The organism is Streptomyces sp. DSM 120436 (assembly GCF_055778765.1).
The window spans coordinates 2,055,477-2,071,701 of record NZ_JBSKBS010000002.1 but is presented as its reverse complement, the minus strand read 5'-3'; the positions used below and the strand labels follow the sequence as shown (position 1 = coordinate 2,071,701).

Below are 16,225 nucleotides of genomic sequence, written 5' to 3'. Positions count from 1 at the left end.
CAGCAGGCCCGGGGGAGGGGCGTCGCGGTGACGTGCCGGCGGATGCGTCGGTCGGGGGGGACACCTCCGGGGAGCGGTCGTCCGGGGCGGACGCCTCCGGGGAGCGGTCCGTCGGGGACTTGGCCGGGGGCGTGCCTGGTGGCGAGTCCGGCGGGAGGCCTTCCGGGGGTGTGCCCCGTGACGGGTTCCGCGAGGGGTCGTCCGAGGGCGTGTCCGGTGGCGGGTCCAGCGAGGGGGCGTCCGAGGGCGAGCCCGGCGACGGCCTCGCCCACCGCCCGGGGAACCGCCGCCCGGCGGACCCCCGTCCGGGGAGCGGCCGTCGGCCGGGTCCGCGGCTGCGGCGGGCCGTCGCCGCGGGCGTCGCCGCGGCCCTGGTCGTCGGCGGCGGTGTCCTCCTCCACGCGGCCCACCAGCTGCGGTCGGCCGAGTCCGCCCGGAACCGGGCGCTCACCGACACCGAGGCCACCAGCCGGGTCGCGGGCGACGTCGGCAACGCCCTCGCCCGGATCTTCTCCTACACGCCCGACGGCACCGCCGCCGCCGAGCGCTCCGCACGCACCGTCCTCGACGGGCGGGCCGCCCGCCAGTACGCGACCCTCTTCGGCCGCGTCCGCCAGGACCTCACCGCGCAGCGCGTCACCCTGAGCACCCGCGCCGTCCGCACCGGTGTGGTGGAACTCGACGGCGACCGGGCCCGCCTGCTGGTCTTCCTCGACCAGACCTCCCGCAGGGGCGAGGACGCGGCCACCACCGCGGCGGCGCAGCTCACGGTCACGGCACGACTCGAGGACGACCGGTGGCGGATCGTCGACATCAAGGCCCGCTGACATGCGCGAAAGACGGGAGCACCCCATGGAACGACCGGCCCGCCGCCTCGCCGTGAGCCGCCTCCGGACGCCGTACGCGCCGGCGCTCGCCCTCGTCCTCGTCGCCGGCGGTTTCGCCGCGTGGGCGGGCCAGGACTGGTACCGGGCGGCCCACGACGACCGGGCCGCCTACGCCGTGCAGCGGGACGAGGCGCTCGCCGCGGGGGAGCAGGCCGTGCAGAACCTCAACACGCTCGACCACCGTGCCCTGGACCAGGGACTCGACCTCTGGGAGGCGTCGACGACCGGGGAACTGCACGAGCAGCTCGACGCCGGCCGGGCCGACTTCGCCGAACAGGTGAAGGAGGCGAAGACCGTCAGCACGGCCCGGGTGCTGTCCGGCGCCGTCACCGAACTCGACGACCGCGCCGGCCGCGCCCGGGTGCTGGTCGCCCTGCGCGTCACCGTCGAGGCGGCCGACGGGACGCGCACCGACAAGGACAGCCGCATGCTCGGCGAACTCACCCGGACCGACGGCCGGTGGAAGCTGAGCGCCCTGGGCCAGGCGCCCGTCGGCGGCGCACCGGCCGGCTGACCGGTCCGTACCGCACGAGCCGGCCGCAGCGAGGAGGACACCCCACCATGTCGACGACCCGTCACCACATCAACCGCCAGCGACGCCGTCAGGCCCGCGTCGCCCGCCCCGCCGCGACCGCGGCAGCCGCCGCCCCCCGCCCGGGGGGCACGGAGGGCGCGGAGGGCGCGGAGGGCACGGAGGACCGCGCCGGCACGCGCGGTGCGGCCGTCCGTACCGCCGTGCGGACGCCGTCCTCCCGGCGGGGGCCCGCACCGGCCGCGGACGAGGAGGGCGGGGCCGTCCGGTCCCGGCCGCGCCGTCCTCTGGGGCTGGCGGCGCTGTGCGCGCTGACGCTGCTCCTCGGCGCCTTCGCGGGCTACGCCCGCGCGGAGGCCGAGGCGCTCCGCGCCGAGCCCGCGCGGAGCAACACGGCGTTGACCGACCTCGCCCGCACCAGCGAGATCAAGGGGCAGGTGGCCGAGGCCGTCGACCGGCTGTTCTCCTACGACCACGCCGATCCCGGAGCCTTCGACAAGGCCGCGAAGGACCTCCTCACGGGCAAGGCCGTCGCCCAGCACCGGGACCTGCTCGCCGACGTCCGGAAGCGGGCCGACGCGCAGAAGGCGGTGATCACCACGGCGGTCACCGAGACCGCGGTCGAACGGATCGACGGCGACCGGGCCCGGGTCCTCGTCTACGCCGACCAGAGCAGCGTCGCCACCTCCGGCGAGCAGACGGACGGGAAGGGGGCGGCGCGGGACGACGGCGTGTACGCGGCCGCCATGCTCGCCGTGGACACCGTGCACCGCGACGGACGCTGGCTCGTCTCCGGCCTCGACACCTTCGGCCGCGGATGACCGACGCCCGACCGTCCCACCGGCACCGCACACCCGGGGGACCGCCCCTCCACCGGCCCCCCGGGGCCTTCCGCGCCTCCGGCGCCACCCCGCCTCCGCCCCTCGCACCTCCCGCACCACCGGCACACCGCCCCCTCGCATCACCGCACCACCCGCACCTCCGTGCCCCCGCACCACCCGCCCCTCCGACGGATCCGACAGGAGTGACGCCCATGTCCGTACGCCGATCCCGACGCCGGTACTCCGGCCGGGCCCGCAGGGGACTGCGCACGACCGTGCTCGCCGTGGCGGCCATGACGGCCCTGACCGCTTCCCAGGGACCCGGCCTCGTCGGGGACGTCGCGGAGGCCCGGGCCGAACCGGCGGGCGACGGCGGGGCGCCGCAGGCCGCGGGCGATCCGTTCGCCGAACTCGCGCCGCCGGGTGACGGCTCGTACCACACCGAACTCCCGCCGCTCCGCACCGTGCGGGCGGCCCCGGCCTCACCGGTGCTCCACCGGGAGGTCCGCGCCCAGTCGGGCGTCCCGGCCACCGTGCTGCGCGCCTACCGTGCCGCCGAGACCTCGGTCGCCAGGACGGACCCCGGCTGCCGGCTGTCCTGGGAGCTGCTGGCCGCCATCGGCAAGGTCGAGTCCGGTCAGGCGCGCGGCGGCGCGGTCGACCGGAACGGCACGACGCTCGGCCGCATCACCGGGCCGGCCCTCGACGGACGCGGTTTCGCGCTGATCCGGGACACGGACGGCGGCGCCCACGACGGCGACACCGTCTACGACCGGGCGGTGGGCCCGATGCAGTTCCTGCCGTCCACCTGGGCGAGCTGGGGCACGGACGGCAACGGCGACGGACGCGCCGACCCGAACAACATCTTCGACGCGGCGCTGGCGGCCGGCCACTACCTGTGCGCCGGCGACCGGGACCTGAGCCGCCCGGCGGACCTGGACCGGGCGGTCCTGAGCTACAACCGCTCCCGTGCCTACCTGCGCCTGGTCAGATACTGGCTGGCGTTCTACAGCCACGGGGTCCACGCCGTGCCCGACGGCAAGGGCGTCGTCCCCCGCAGTCCCGGCGCGGGCAGCGACACCCCGGCGACCGAGCCGGTCGGCGGCGAGAGCGGGCGCCGGGGTGGTGGCGGGGGCGTCGTCATAGGGCCGCAGCCCAGCCCCTCGGGCGGTCCCGGACCGTCCCCGCGCCCCTCCCCGTCCTCCCCCTCCTCACCGGACGCCTCGGCGCCCGCGTCGCCACCCGGTCCCAGCACGTCCCCGACCGGCACCCCGACAGATCCTCCGACCGGTCAGGAGCCCTCGGAGCCGCCCGTCGAGTCCCCGACCGAGACGGCCGAGCCCTCACCGGACCCGACCACCCCGGACCCCTGTTCCCCGGAGCCGGCCGACCCCGGCCCCAGCGCCGAGCCCACGGCCTCCCCGTCCGCCTCCGACACACCCTGCCCGACCCCGACGGAGACCTCGTCCGGGCAGTAGGGGAGACAGCCGCCGGCCGGCGGCTCAGCCCGCCTGCCCCATCCCCGCCGCGTCAGGCCGGCTCCGCGCCCCCGGCCGGCCCGTCGCCGGGGCCATGGACAGCCCGTCGGTGCCGCGCACCTGGGCCGCCGTCAGCCCGCCGCGCGCCGGCACGCCGGGCGGGGTGGGGCCGGTGGGCATCGGGGCGGGCGCCGGCATCGGCGCAGGCGCGGGCGTAGACACCGGCGCGGGTGCGGGCGGCGGGAACGCGGCCGCGGGGACGAGGGGCGGGGCGGCGGCCGGGGCGGGCTGCGCGGCCGGTTCCGGGAGCGGCGCCGGCTGCGGGAACTGCTGCGGCACAGGCTGCTGCGCGGGCTGAGACACGGGCAGGGGTTCCGGCCGGGGCAGTCCCGCCGCGGCCGGCGCCGGCATCCCGCCGCCCGCGCCCGCCGCGGGGGCGGACGCGGCGGCGGGGAGCGGCATGCCGGCGCCGGCGGCCGGAGCGGCGGCGAGCCCCGGGGCGCCGGCGGCCTGTGCGAGGCCGCGCGTTCCGGCCCCGTTGGTCTCGCTCACCAGGCGGTCCACCGCCGCCGTGCCCGAGCTGTAGCCGGTCCCCGTGGCCTGCCCGGGCGCGGCGGCTCCCCTCCCGGACGTCCCGTGGAGCACCTGTTCCAGGCCGGTCACCAGGCGGCGCACGTCGACCTGGGGGCGCACCACGAGACGCAGGAAGCGGCTGGACGAGCCGATCTTGTTGCCGCACTCGCGCACCAGGACGCGGTGCTCGGTGAGCAGTCTGTCGCGGACGACGGTCCCCTCGGCGCCCACGGGCAGCCGCACGAAGAGGAAGTTGCCCTGGGAGGGGTAGACCGTGAGGCCGGGCAGCGAGGAGAGCCGGCCGGACATGTCCCTCCGGTCGCGGCGCACCTGGTGCAGGCTCTGCGCGTACTCGGCGCCGTGCTCCTTCAGCATGAACACCACGTGCTCGGCGAAGGAGTTGAGGTTCCACTTGGGCAGCATCGAACGCACCCGGCCCGCCAGGGCGGGGTTGGCGACCAGGTAGCCGAAGCGGATGCCGTGCAGGCCGAAGTTCTTGCCGAGGCTGCGCAGCACGATGACGTTGGGGCGCAGCATCGCCTCCTGCACCACGCTCGGCTCGTTCTCGGCGTCGGCGAACTCCAGGAAGGACTCGTCGATCACCACCAGGTCCAGGTCGGCCATGGCGTCCATGAACTGCACGACCGCGTGCCTGTGCAGGAAGCCGCCGTCGGGGTTGTTGGGGTTGCAGATCACGGCGACCCGGGTGCCGCGGGCGCGGATGAAGTCGGCGTACCGCGCGAGGTCCAGGGCGAAGCCGCTGGACTCCTGGAGCGGGAACATGTCGACCCGCTTGCCGGTCTCCATCGGCTGGTCGGTCCAGCGGCCGAAGGTCGGCACCGGCACGGCGAGCGACTCGCGCACCAGCAGATGGTCGATCCAGGTGATCAGCTCGGTCGAGCCGTTGCCCATCGCCACGCACTGCGGCGGCAGCCGCAGCAGACCGCACAGCTCGGCGGTGATGGTGTCCGCGCTGCTCGGGTAGTACGTGATGATGTCGCGCAGCCGGGCCGCCATCTCCTCGAACATGGCGGGGGTGGGGAAGTACGGGTTGCACGGAATGCAGAAGTCCACCGGGCCGGCCCCGTCGCTCTCCCGCGTCAGCGCCGCCATCGACGGGCTGTGCGCCGCGGTGCTGCGGAACAACGAGGTGACGTTGCCGGCCAAGGGAACCTCCGTGTGCGGCGGGCCCGCCGGGGACGTGACGGGCCCGTCATGCCTGGGTGGCCCGCGCGGGGGAGCACGGGCCACCCAGAACTACGGATCCGGTCCGGGGGCCGTTCAGCAGGTGTGAGGAAAAGGTGAGGACGGCCCGTGACCGTGCTCACACCGAAGTCCTCGCACCGACGTGTTCACACCGGACGGCGGCTCACGTACCGAAGGTGTGCACCGTCGTCGTCCGGTACGTCTCACCCGGCCGCAGCACGGTCGAGGGGAACGCCGGCCGGTTGGGGGAGTCCGGGAAGTGCTGGGTCTCCAGGCACAGTCCGTCGCCCTGCCGGTACACCCGGCCGCCGCTGCCGGTGAGGGTGCCGTCGAGGAAGTTGCCGGAGTAGAACTGCAGGCCCGGCTCGTTCGTCGCGATGCGCAGGGTGCGGCCGGAGGACGGGTCGCGCAGGGTCGCCGCGTGCCCCGGGCGGGCGGTGACGCCCTTGTCCAGCACCCAGTTGTGGTCGAAGCCCTGCCCGTGGAGCAGTTGCCGGTGGGCGGTGCGGATGTCCCGGCCGACCGGCTTGGCCCGCCGGAAGTCGAACGGGGTGCCGGCGACCCCGGCCAGTTCGCCCGTGGGGATCAGTCCCGCGTCGACCGGGGTGTAGCGGGAGGCGGCGATCGACAGCTCGTGGTCCAGGACGCTGCCGCTGCCCTCGCCGGCCAGGTTCCAGTAGACGTGGCTGGTGAGGTTGACGACCGTGGGCCGGTCGGTGACCGCCTCGTAGTCGACGCGCCAGTCGCCGTGCCGGGTGAGGGTGTACGTCACCTTGGTGCGCAGGGTGCCCGGGTAGCCCATCTCCCCGTCGACGGCCGTGTAGTACAGGCGCAGACCGACGTCGGAGCCGCGGGTGAACGGCTCGACGTCCCACACCCGCTTGTCGAAGCCCTGCGCGCCGCCGTGCAGGCTGTGGTCGCCGTCGTTGACGGAGAGCTGGTACCGGGTGCCGTCGAGGGTGAAGGCGCCCTTGTCGACGCGGTTGCCGTAACGGCCGATCAGGGCGCCGAAGTACGGGCTGGAGGCGACGTACTCCTCCAGGGTGGCGAGGCCGAGGGAGACGTTGGCGCGCCGGCCGCGCCGGTCGGGGATCTCCAGCGACTGGACGATGCCGCCGTAGGAGAGGACCTTCATGCGGGTGCCGCCGTTCTCCAGCGTCCAGCGGTCCACCCGGGTGCCGTCGGCGAGCCTGCCGAAGGGTTCCCGGGCCGGCTTCCCCCGGCCCCCGGACGCGGCGTGCGCCGTCCCGCCCAGGGTGGTGGCGGCCACCGTGGCCGCGGTGGCTCCCGCGATGACCGTGCGTCTGTTCAGTTCCATCCGTGCCGCTCCCTGATGGGAAGGGGCCCCGCCGCGCGGCGGGGCCCGGGCTGACTTACGAACCGACCTTGCGCTTGTTCCACACGTCGAAGCCGACCGCGGCCAGCAGGGCGAGGCCCTTGATGACCTGCTGCCAGTCGGTGCCGACGCTGAGGAGGTTCATGCCGTTGTTCAGCACGCCGAGGACGAGACCGCCGATGATGGCGCCGAGGACGGTGCCGACACCGCCGCTCATGGAGGCCCCGCCGATGAACGCCGAGGCGATGGCCTCGAGTTCGAAGTTCAGGCCCGCCTTCGGCGAGGCCGCGTTCAGCCGGGCGGCGACCACCAGACCGGCCAGGGCCGCGAGCATGCCCATGTTCAGGAAGACGGAGAAGGTGACCTTCTTGTCCTTCACGCCGGACAGCTTGGCCGCCGGCAGGTTGCCGCCGATGGCGTAGATGTGGCGGCCGAAGACGGAGTTGCGCATCACGTAGCTGTAACCGACCACCAGCACGCCCAGGATCAGCAGCACGATCGGGGCGCCCTTGTAGCTGGCGAGCAGCAGGGTGACCGTGAGGATCGCGGCGGTGACCGCGACCAGCTTCAGCAGGAACAGGTTCCTCGGCAGCACGTCCAGCGAGAAGGACTTCTGCCGGCGTCGGTCACGGAGCTCCTGGAGCAGCACGGCCGCGATCAGCACGAGACCGAGCAGCAGGGTGAGGTTGTGGTAGTTGGTCTCCGGGCCGACCTCCGGCAGGAAGCCCATGCCGATCTTCTGCTCGCCCTCCGGGAACGGGCCGAGGGTCTGGCCCTCCAGGAAGATCTCCGTCAGACCGCGGAAGATGAGCATGCCCGCCAGGGTGACGATGAACGACGGTATCCCGCCGTACGCGATGAAGAACCCCTGTACGGCGCCGGCGACCGCGCCGATGGCCAGGCACAGCAGCACGGCCAGCGGCCAGGGCATGTCGTTCTTGACCATGAGCACGGCGGCCAGCGCGCCCACGAACGCGGTCAGCGATCCCACCGACAGGTCGATGTGGCCCGCGATGATCACCATCATCATGCCGATCGCGAGGATCAGGATGTGGCTGTTCTGCAGCACCAGGTTGGAGACGTTGCGGGGCAGCAGCAGGTCGCCGTCGGTCCACACCGCGAACAGCGTCACGATCAGGCCCAGGGCGATGAGCATGCCGTACTGCCGCATGTTGCGGCGCATGCCGTTCAGGACCAGCCCCCACAGTCCGCCGTCCGCGGCCCCGCCGCCCTTGCCGGACGGCGCCGGGGCCGGCGTCCTGGCGGTCACATCCGTGCTCATCGCGTCACCTCTTTGTCCTTCGTCATCTGGCGCATCAGCGCTTCCTGCGAGGCCTCGGACCGTGCGAACTCCCCGGTCAGCCGTCCGGCGGCCATGGTGTAGACGCGGTCGCACATGCCGAGCAGCTCCGGCAGCTCGGAGGAGATGAAGACCACCGCCCGGCCCTCGGCGGCCAGCCGGTCGATGACCGTGTAGATCTCGTACTTGGCGCCGACGTCGATGCCGCGGGTGGGCTCGTCCAGGATCAGCACGTCGGGACCCGTGAAGATCCACTTGCTGAGGACGACCTTCTGCTGGTTGCCGCCCGAGAGCTTGCTGACCGGCTCGAACACGGTCGGCGCCTTGATGTTCATGGAGGTGCGGAAGGACTCGGCGACCTTCCGCTCCTCGTGCTCGTCGACCACACCGGCCCGGGAGACCTTGTCCAGCGCGCTCAGCGAGATGTTCCGGTTGATGGTGTCGATGAGGTTGAGCCCGAAGTGCTTGCGGTCCTCGGTGACGTACGCGATGCCGTGCCGGATCGCCTCGGCGACGGTCCGGGTCCGGATCTCCTCGCCGTCCTTGAGCACCGTGCCGCCCGCGTACCGTCCGTAGCTGCGCCCGAAGACGCTCATCGCCAGCTCCGTGCGGCCGGCGCCCATCAGTCCGGCGATGCCGACGATCTCCCCGCGCCGCACGTGCAGCGACACGTCGTCGACCACCTTGCGGGACTGGTCGATGGGGTGGTGCACGGTCCAGCCGCGGATCTCCAGGGCGGGCGCCGCGCCCTCCTCCGGCCGGTGCGGGGTGCGCTCCGGGAAGCGGTGCTCCAGGTCCCGGCCGACCATGCCGCTGATGATCCGGTCCTCGGTGGTCTCCGGGGACTTCACGTCGAGCGTCTCGATGGTCCGCCCGTCGCGCAGGATGGTCACCGAGTCGGCGACCCGGCGGATCTCGTTGAGCTTGTGCGAGATGATGATCGAGGTGATGCCCTGCTTCTTCAGTTCCAGGATCAGGTCCAGGAGCTTGCCGCTGTCCTCGTCGTTCAGCGCCGCGGTCGGCTCGTCGAGGATCAGCAGGCGCACCTTCTTCGACAGCGCCTTGGCGATCTCCACGAGCTGCTGCTTGCCGACGCCGATGTCGGCGACCCGGGTCTCCGGGTGGTCGTCGAGCCCCACCCGGCGCAGCACCTCGGTGGCGTGCCTCAGCGTCTCGTTCCAGTCGATGAACCCGCGGGTGGCGTGTTCGTTGCCGAGGAAGATGTTCTCCGCGAGGGAGAGGAACGGCACCAGCGCCAGTTCCTGGTGGATGATGACGATGCCGCGCTGCTCGCTCGCCCGGATGTCCTTGAAGCGGCAGACCTCCCCCTCGAAGAGGATCTCGCCCTCGTAGGTGCCGTGCGGATGGACGCCGGAGAGCACCTTCATCAGGGTCGACTTGCCGGCTCCGTTCTCCCCGCAGACGGCGTGGACCTCGCCCTGCCGGACGGTCAGGTTGACGTCCGACAGCGCCTTGACGCCGGGAAAGGTCTTGACGATCGAGCGCATGTCCAGGACGGGTCCCGCCATGGTCGTGCCTTCCAATCCGTGTGGTCCGGCCGTTACTTGAGGTCGCTTTCCTTGATGTAGCCGGAGTCGACCACGGTCTCCCGGTAGTTCGCCTTGTCCACGGCGACCGGCTCCAGCAGGTACGCCGGCACCACCTTCGCGCCGTTGTCGTACGTCTTGGTGTCGTTGACCTCGGGCTTCTTGTCGTTGAGCAGCGCGTCGACCATGCCGGCGGCCACCTTGGCGAGTTCGCGGGTGTCCTTGTAGACGGTCATCGACTGGTCGCCGGCGATGATCGACTTCACCGAGGCGACCTCGGCGTCCTGGCCGGTGACGACCGGCAGCGGCTTGCTCGCGGTGCCGTAGCCGTCCGACTTCAGCGCCGACAGGATGCCGATGGAGATGCCGTCGTACGGGGAGAGCACCGCGTCGACCTTGGCGCTCTTGTACGACTTGGTGAGGATGTCGTCCATGCGCCGCTGCGCGGTGGCGCCGTCCCAGCGCAGCGTGGTCACCTGGGTCAGCTCCGTCTGGCCCGACCGGACGACGAGCTGCTTCTTGTCGATGTACGGCTGCAGGACGTTCATCGCGCCCTGGAAGAAGTAGCGGGTGTTGTTGTCGTCGTTGGAGCCCGCGAACAGCTCGATGTTGAACGGCCCCTTCCCGCTGCCGTCCGCCAGGCCCAACTGCTCGGCGATGTAGGTGCCCTGGAGCTCGCCGACCTTCTCGTTGTCGAAGGAGGCGTAGTAGTCGACGTTCTCGGTGCCGAGGATGAGGCGGTCGTAGGAGATGACCGGGATGTCGGCGTCGGCGGCCTGCTGGAGCACGTTGTTCAGCGACTTGTTGTCGATGGCCGCCACGATCAGGGCGTCCACGCCCTGCGTGATCATGTTCTCGATCTGGGAGACCTGCTGGTCCGGCTCGTCCTCGCCGAACACCAGCTTGGTCTTGTAGCCCTTGGACTCCAGGTTCTCGACGACGTTGTCGCCGTCGGCGATCCAGCGCTCGGAGGACTTGGTCGGCATCGCGATGCCGACGGTGGCTCCCTCGGAGCTGCCCTTGTCCTCCTGGCTGCCGCCCTCGCTGTTCTGGCCGCAGGCGGTCAGGGAGAGGGCGAGGGTGACGGCGGTGGCCGTCGCGGCGAATGCGGCTCTGCGGTTACGCATGGAGATCTTCCTTGATCGTCGGGCGAGTCGAGCGGGGCGGGCGACTCGGTTCGAGTCGGTGGTGCCGTGTACGAAGCGGTGACGAGGTGGTGCGGAAGGGCCGGACGCGCTGGGACCTGACAACGGGTGTGTTGGATTGTGCGCGTCTGTGTCTGCTTCTGTGAAGCTGCGTTTCCGGAACGTTATGACGAGATGTCGAACCGGCGCAGCTTTCCCGGCAGACGCGAACCGAGCGGCGCCATCCCGCCGCCGGCGCCGTGCCGCGCCAGCAGATCCAGCGCCAGCCGGCCCCGCCGCACCCGCTCCTTCGCCGTGGCGAGCGCGACCTCCCGCAGGTGGTGGCCGTACGGATAGATGCCGGGCGCCTTCGCCAGCCCGAACTTCAGGTACACCGGGGCGCCGCGCCGGATCAGCTCGGCCACCTCGTACATCCGCACATAACCGCCCAGGTCGTCGGGCGCCTCGATGTACATGTCCATCGGGGCCGCCGACACCCGCCGGATCTCGGTAAGGTGGTCGAGCGTCAGATCGCTCGGCACGTTGACCGAGTCCGCGCCCAGCCGCTCGTGCACCGCGAACGAGGCCGGGTTGACCGGCCCGATCAGCGCCGACACCTTCAGCGTGGTGTCCGCCGGGAGGACGCCCGCCGCCCGCGCCCGGTGCAGCGTCCACAGCACGCCCTCGTCGGCCACCAGCAGGCACTTCACGCCCAGTTCGGTGGCGCGCACCGCGTCCTCGACACAGCCGGCCACCGCGTCGTGGCCGCGGGCGCGCAGCCCGGCGCCCCGCGAGTCGGTCCGGGTGGAGCCGCCGATGTCCCAGGTGCCGCGCGGGCCGGTGAACAGGCAGAGCTCGACGTCCCGTTCGGCGGTCGCCTCGACCATCTCGGTGATCTCGGCGTCGGTCAGCATCCACACACCGCTGCCCTGGCTGATCCGGTGCACCGGCACGTCGAGGCGGGAGGCCTCCTTCAGCACCACCGCCAGCGCCTCGGGCCCCTCGCAGGAGGGGATCTCGGTGCGCCAGCGGCCGCCGCCGGGGAAGGAGTGCGGCGAGGCGTCGGCGGGGTCGGGGGCGGGTGCGCCCAGGCCGAGCGCGGTGAGCGCCTGCTCACCGGGTCTGCGGGGCGCTGTGGCGGAAGCGTCGGTCACAAGAGGTCCTTCGGTGTTCGTTCGACGGGTCGGACGAGGTTCGCGGCCCGCGGCACGGGCCGGCCGGGTCCGGGGCGGAACGGGAGGCGGGACGGGGGTGGGGCTCCAGGTGACGGGGGAGGAGCGCCGGTACGAGGACGACGGGGAAGGGACGCCGGTACGAGGGCCGTCGGCTCGCCCACGTACCGGCGCGGATCAGGGGCGCAGCAGGACCTTGCCCACCTTCGGATCGCCGGACCCCACCAGCTCGATGGCGTCCGGGAACCCGGTGAGCGGGAGTTCATGGGTCACCAGCGGCAGCGGGTCGAGCAGCCCGGCCGCGAACATCCGCACCGTGTGCGCCCAGGCGTCCGGCGGTGCGCCGAACACGGTGTGCACCTCCAGCTGCCGCACCACCAGGTCCGTCGGGTCCAGCCCCTCGGCGCCCGGCGCCGGGATGCCGGTGAGCACCAGCCGGCCGCCACGGCGCAGCAGCGCGGCGGCGGTACGGGCCGCGTCGGCGGACCCGGCCGTCTCGATCACCACGTCGACGTCGTCCGGAAGCGGCTGGTCCTTGGTGCGGAACGCGGTCGCCCCGAACCGCCGTGACAGCCCGGCCCGGTCCGGGCGGGTGCCGACCACCAGCAGCTCGGCGGGCGAGGCGGCGCGCAGGAACTGCGCGGCGAACATCCCCAGCGTGCCGGTGCCGACCACGGCGACCCGCTCGCCGGGCACCGCGCGCGCCTTCAGCGCGGCGGCGGCGACGCAGGCGGCCGGCTCCAGCAGCGCGGCCGCGGTCAGGTCGGCGTCCTCCGGCAGCGGGTGCAGCAGCCGGGCCGGCAGGGTGAGGGTGGCGGCCATCGCGCCGGGCCGGGTGAACCCGGTCTCCTCGTACCCGGCCGTGCACAGCGTGGTCTCGCCCGCGTGACAGCGGTCGCACACCTGGCAGTTGCGGAAGCCCTCGCCCACCACCTTGCGTCCGACCAGGCTCGCGGGCGCCCCGTCGCCCACGGCGGCGACGGTGCCGGACCACTCGTGGCCGGGGGTGAGCGGGTAACGGACGTACCCCTCGGGCCTGTTGCCCTGGTAGACCTCGCGGTCGCTGCCGCAGATGCCGACCGCGTGGACGCGTACCAGCGCCTCCCCGGCGGCGGGCGGCCGCGGGGTGTGCGCGACCAGCCGGTGCTGTCCGGGCGCCTCGACGACGACGGCGGTGCTCACTGTCCCGTCCCCTTCGGCCTGCGCTGCTCCCAGCCCTCGGCCCACAGGTCGAACCGGGCCTGCTGCTGCGGGAACTCGGCGGCGGCGTCGGTGTCCAGCTCGACCCCGAGTCCGGGCGCGTCGGACAGGTGGAAGCAGCCGTCCTCCGGGTCCACCACGGGTGCGCCCTTGACCACCTTCTTGATCTCCGCGTCGGCGAAGTCGTTGAAGTGCTCCAGGACCTTGAAGTTCGGGGTGGTGAAACCGACCTGGAGGGAGGCGGCGGTCAGCACCGGGCCGCCGACGTTGTGCGGGGCGACCAGCATGTAGTGGGTCTCGGCGGTCGCCGCCAGCTTGCGGGTCTCCCAGATGCCGCCGATGTGTCCGACGTCCGGCTGCAGGATGTCCGCCGCCTGGCTCTCGAACAGCTCGCGGAACTCGATGCGGTCGTGGATGCGCTCACCGGTCGCGACCGGCATGCCGACCTTCGCGGCGACCTTCTCCAGCGCCTTGAGGTTCTCCGGCGGCACCGGCTCCTCCAGCCACGCGGGCCGGAACGGCGCGAGCTCGTGCGCGAGGCGGACGGCGGTGGCGGGGGAGAAGCGGCCGTGCATCTCCAGCATCAGCTCGGCCTCGGGACCGATCGCGTCCCGCACCGCCTCGATCAGGGAGACGGCGTACGAGGTCTCCCGGTGGTCGAGTTCGAAGTGGCCCGTGCCGAAGGGGTCGATCTTCAGCGCCCGGTACCCGCGCTCCATCACCGCGCGCGCCGCCTTGTGGTACGCCTCCGGGGTGCGCTCGGTGGTGTACCAGCCGTTGGCGTACGCCTTCACCTTGTCGGTGACCCTGCCGCCCAGCAACTGCCAGACGGGGACGCCCAGCGCCTTGCCCTTGATGTCCCAGCAGGCCATCTCGACGACCGCGATCCCGGACATCACGATCTCGCCCGCGCGGCCGTAGTCGCCGTACTTCATGCGCCGGACCAGGTCCTCGACGGCGAACGGGTCGGAGCCGAGGACGTGGTTGGCCTCGGCCTCCCTCAGATAGCCCAGGAGGGCGTCGGTGTGGCCGAGCATCCTGGTCTCGCCGACCCCGGTGAGCCCCTCGTCGGTGTGCACCTGGACGTACGTCAGGTTGCGCCACGGCGTTCCGACCACGTGTGTGCTGATTCCGGTGATGCGCACGGCGGTTGCCCCTCGCTGCGGTGGTGGACTGGCATCGGGTGCGACGGTACGACGCGTTCGATATTTCGTCACACGTTCGAAATGCTGGCGAGACAGTAAGGACGGCGCGGCGAGGGTGTCAATGGGTCGCGCGCACAACGGTTTCGGCAGGTTCGAAAGCATTGCGCAAAGGTCCGCACCAAACCTTCACGGCAAGGCCTAGGAACCGGACCGTACCGGAACCTAACCTTCCCGCGTCATGGACTTCTGTCACCCGTGCCGACGGCACCTCAACGGCGCCCTGGCGTGCCCCGGTTGCGGCACGCCCGTCGAGACGCTGCGTGCCCGGCAGCGGACCGCGCCCGCGGACGGCGCCCCCGTCCTCCCGGGCTCGGGTGACGCGTACGACGACGGTGACGAGGAGCGCCCCGAAGGCGAAGAAGCCGACGCGGGCGAGGAGTCGGCGGCGGGCGCCGCGCCCCGTGGACGGCGTGCGGACCGGCGTCGGGGCGGGCGGCCGGAGCGTCCGAACGGCGTGGAGGGTCCGGAGGGTGAGGACAACGGTGTCGGACGGAGCCGCCGGGACCGCAAGGCGGCGGCCCACCGTCGTCGGCGCAACCGCACCCTGCTGATCGTCGCGGGTTTCGCCCTCGCGGCCGGCGGACTGAGCCTGGCCGAACTGGGACTGGACGCACCCGTTCCGAAGCCGCGTCCGGCGGTGGCGGGCGGGGAGTCGGTCGACGGGGGGTCGGACGAGGTCGGGCCGAGCGCGTCGGCGAGCGGGACCGCCCCGCGGGCGGAAGCGCCGGGCACGTCACCCGGCCCGGCGGCGTCGGGCTCCGCCTCCGCCTCGGTCTCCGCCTCCGCCTCCGCCCCCGAGGGCAAGGAGTCGGAGGGGGCGGAGGAGGAGACGGCGGAGGCGGCCGCGTCGTCCGCGCCTGCGGGGACGCCCACGGCCGACGCCCCGGCGACGCGGCAGCCCTCGCAGGGCCCGCCGGAGACGGACGCCCCCGCCGAACCGGACCCCACCACCGAGGAACCGGACCCGGAACCGGAACCCGAGCCGTCGGAGACGTGCAAGAAGTTCCTGTGGTGGTGCGCCTGAGCCCCGGGCGAAGCACGGGCGGCTCGCGGCGCCCGCCTCCGCCCGGCGGCCGGGCGCGGCGGCCCGCGCCCGGCCCCGCTCCGGTGCTCCGATCCGTCCGAGCCCGAGGGGCCACGCAAGGACCCGCGTCCCGCCCGGTCGGCGTCCGAGCCGTGCCGGTGTCCGTGAGCGGGCCCCGCTCCGGTGCTCCGATCCGTCCGAGCCCGAGGGGCCACGCAAGGACCCGCGTCCCGCCCGGTCGGCGCCCGAGCCGTGCCGGTGTCCGTGAGCGGGCCCCGCTCACCACTGCCGCAGGGCGCCCGGGCGGGCCCGCGCCCGGCGTCACCCGGGTGGGAGCACCCCGGCGCCGGGGAGCGGCCGGCCGCTCCCCGGCCCCAGCATCCGCCGCAACGCGTCCCGCAGCGCCACCCGTTCGCCCTCCGACAGTCCCGCGAGCGGCTCGCGGGCGAAGCGGAGGGATTCCTGGAGGCCGCGCGCCACCCGGCGTCCCTCCTCCGTCGCCGCCGCCAGCTTCACGCGGCGGTCCGCCGGGTCCGGGCGGCGCTCCACCAGACCGCGGGCCTCCAGCCGGTCCACGATGCCGGTGACGTTCGACGGCTCGCACTTCAGCCGCTGCGCCAGCCTCCGCATGGGCAGCGGCTCCAGGCTCAGCAGGCTCAGCAGCCGCGCCTGCGCGCCGGTCAGCGCGTGTCCGGCGGCGGCCTCCTCGTACTCCTCGTGGTAGCGCGCCACGACCGCGCCGATCAGATCGACGACCTCCAGGGTGAGATCGTCGGGACGGCTGGGCGCGGATCGGGGTGTGGCCATGCCGACCAGGGTA

The 16,225-nt window shown here is 73.3% G+C and carries 14 protein-coding genes; 5 read left to right on the top strand and 9 right to left on the bottom strand.

Annotation, left to right across the window (positions count from 1 at the left end):
* The first annotated feature begins 170 nt into the window (after positions 1 to 170).
* The 4 genes from ACWH4W_RS31485 (at position 171) to ACWH4W_RS31470 (ending at position 3,718) form a co-directional block, all read left to right on the top strand.
* Positions 171 to 827, top strand: coding sequence for a hypothetical protein (locus tag ACWH4W_RS31485; RefSeq protein WP_473079200.1), 657 nt, complete (start codon positions 171 to 173; stop codon positions 825 to 827).
* Positions 828 to 852: 25 nt separating this feature from the next.
* On the top strand, positions 853 to 1,401 hold the full coding sequence (locus tag ACWH4W_RS31480) for a hypothetical protein (protein ID WP_473079199.1): 549 nt from the start codon (positions 853 to 855) through the stop codon (positions 1,399 to 1,401).
* 47 nt (positions 1,402 to 1,448) lie between these two features.
* Positions 1,449 to 2,240, top strand: coding sequence for a hypothetical protein (locus ACWH4W_RS31475; protein WP_473079198.1), 792 nt, complete (start codon positions 1,449 to 1,451; stop codon positions 2,238 to 2,240).
* Between the two features lie 212 nt (positions 2,241 to 2,452).
* On the top strand, positions 2,453 to 3,718 hold the full coding sequence (locus ACWH4W_RS31470) for a lytic transglycosylase domain-containing protein (protein WP_473079197.1): 1,266 nt from the start codon (positions 2,453 to 2,455) through the stop codon (positions 3,716 to 3,718).
* A gap of 24 nt (positions 3,719 to 3,742) precedes the next feature.
* Here ACWH4W_RS31470 and ACWH4W_RS31465 read toward each other — a convergent pair whose 3' ends face one another.
* The 8 genes from ACWH4W_RS31465 to ACWH4W_RS31430 all read right to left on the bottom strand — a co-directional run bounded on the left by ACWH4W_RS31465 (position 3,743) and on the right by ACWH4W_RS31430 (position 14,321).
* Complete coding sequence (locus ACWH4W_RS31465; protein ID WP_473079196.1) at positions 3,743 to 5,458, bottom strand: pyridoxal phosphate-dependent aminotransferase; 1,716 nt, start codon at positions 5,456 to 5,458, stop codon at positions 3,743 to 3,745.
* A 202-nt stretch (positions 5,459 to 5,660) separates the two neighbouring features.
* On the bottom strand, positions 5,661 to 6,815 hold the full coding sequence (locus tag ACWH4W_RS31460) for an aldose epimerase family protein (RefSeq protein ID WP_473079195.1): 1,155 nt from the start codon (positions 6,813 to 6,815) through the stop codon (positions 5,661 to 5,663).
* Between the two features lie 55 nt (positions 6,816 to 6,870).
* Positions 6,871 to 8,115: a multiple monosaccharide ABC transporter permease gene (gene mmsB, locus ACWH4W_RS31455; protein WP_473079194.1), complete on the bottom strand. Its 1,245-nt coding sequence runs from the start codon at positions 8,113 to 8,115 to the stop codon at positions 6,871 to 6,873.
* On the bottom strand, positions 8,112 to 9,662 hold the full coding sequence (gene mmsA / locus ACWH4W_RS31450; protein WP_473079193.1) for a multiple monosaccharide ABC transporter ATP-binding protein: 1,551 nt from the start codon (positions 9,660 to 9,662) through the stop codon (positions 8,112 to 8,114). The genes mmsB and mmsA overlap by 4 nt, the downstream gene beginning before the upstream one ends.
* Positions 9,663 to 9,694: 32 nt before the next feature.
* The gene (gene chvE, locus ACWH4W_RS31445) at positions 9,695 to 10,807 is read right to left on the bottom strand and encodes a multiple monosaccharide ABC transporter substrate-binding protein (RefSeq protein WP_473079192.1); all 1,113 of its coding nucleotides are present in this window, start codon (positions 10,805 to 10,807) and stop codon (positions 9,695 to 9,697) included.
* Positions 10,808 to 10,989: 182 nt separating this feature from the next.
* The gene (locus tag ACWH4W_RS31440) at positions 10,990 to 11,958 is read right to left on the bottom strand and encodes a hypothetical protein (protein ID WP_473079191.1); all 969 of its coding nucleotides are present in this window, start codon (positions 11,956 to 11,958) and stop codon (positions 10,990 to 10,992) included.
* 195 nt (positions 11,959 to 12,153) lie between these two features.
* The gene (locus tag ACWH4W_RS31435) at positions 12,154 to 13,158 is read right to left on the bottom strand and encodes a zinc-dependent alcohol dehydrogenase (protein ID WP_473079190.1); all 1,005 of its coding nucleotides are present in this window, start codon (positions 13,156 to 13,158) and stop codon (positions 12,154 to 12,156) included.
* On the bottom strand, positions 13,155 to 14,321 hold the full coding sequence (locus ACWH4W_RS31430) for a mandelate racemase/muconate lactonizing enzyme family protein (RefSeq protein WP_473079189.1): 1,167 nt from the start codon (positions 14,319 to 14,321) through the stop codon (positions 13,155 to 13,157). The genes ACWH4W_RS31435 and ACWH4W_RS31430 overlap by 4 nt, the downstream gene beginning before the upstream one ends.
* A 238-nt stretch (positions 14,322 to 14,559) precedes the next feature.
* Between ACWH4W_RS31430 and ACWH4W_RS31425 the strand changes: the two genes are divergently transcribed.
* Positions 14,560 to 15,405, top strand: coding sequence for an SCO2400 family protein (locus ACWH4W_RS31425; RefSeq protein WP_473079188.1), 846 nt, complete (start codon positions 14,560 to 14,562; stop codon positions 15,403 to 15,405).
* Positions 15,406 to 15,726: 321 nt separating this feature from the next.
* Here the strand turns inward: ACWH4W_RS31425 and ACWH4W_RS31420 are convergent, their stop codons facing one another.
* Positions 15,727 to 16,212: a MarR family winged helix-turn-helix transcriptional regulator gene (locus ACWH4W_RS31420; RefSeq protein WP_473079187.1), complete on the bottom strand. Its 486-nt coding sequence runs from the start codon at positions 16,210 to 16,212 to the stop codon at positions 15,727 to 15,729.
* Between the last annotated feature and the right edge of the window lie 13 nt (positions 16,213 to 16,225).